This is a genomic window from uncultured Vibrio sp., assembly GCF_947488985.1.
In the GTDB taxonomy this organism is placed as follows: Bacteria; Pseudomonadota; Gammaproteobacteria; order Enterobacterales; family Vibrionaceae; genus Vibrio.
Genome location: NZ_CANLBV010000318.1, coordinates 1 through 396 on the forward strand (window position 1 = coordinate 1; position 396 = coordinate 396).

At 49.0% G+C, this 396-nt stretch carries 1 protein-coding gene; it reads left to right on the forward strand.

The window, feature by feature from the left end; all coding sequences use genetic code 11:
* A partial coding sequence (locus Q1A70_RS20510) for an integrase core domain-containing protein (RefSeq protein WP_299695916.1) occupies positions 1-396 on the forward strand: 396 nt, incomplete at both ends.

The window sequence follows — 396 nt, forward strand, 5'->3', positions numbered from 1 at the left end:
CTTCAATCAACCGCTGGTTCTTCACTCAGATAACGGTGCGCCGATGAAGTCGCTGACGTTCAAAGCGAAGATGGATGAGTTAGGCATTACTTCATCGTATAGCCGCCCAAGAGTCAGTGATGATAACCCGTATGTCGAATCGTTGTTCCGCACGGTAAAGTACATGCCAAGCTGGCCGACAAAGGGCTTTGAAACTCTCGACAACAGTCGCAGTTGGGTTGAAGCCTTCGTGCGCTGGTACAACACCGAGCACAAGCACAGTAAGCTTAATTATGTCACGCCTTCACAGCGTCACAGTGGAAAAGATAAAGAGATCTTGAAGCGCCGAGCTGAGGTATTACTCGCTGCAAAACAGCTAAACCCTGAACGATGGTCTGGTGCTATCAGGAACTGTAA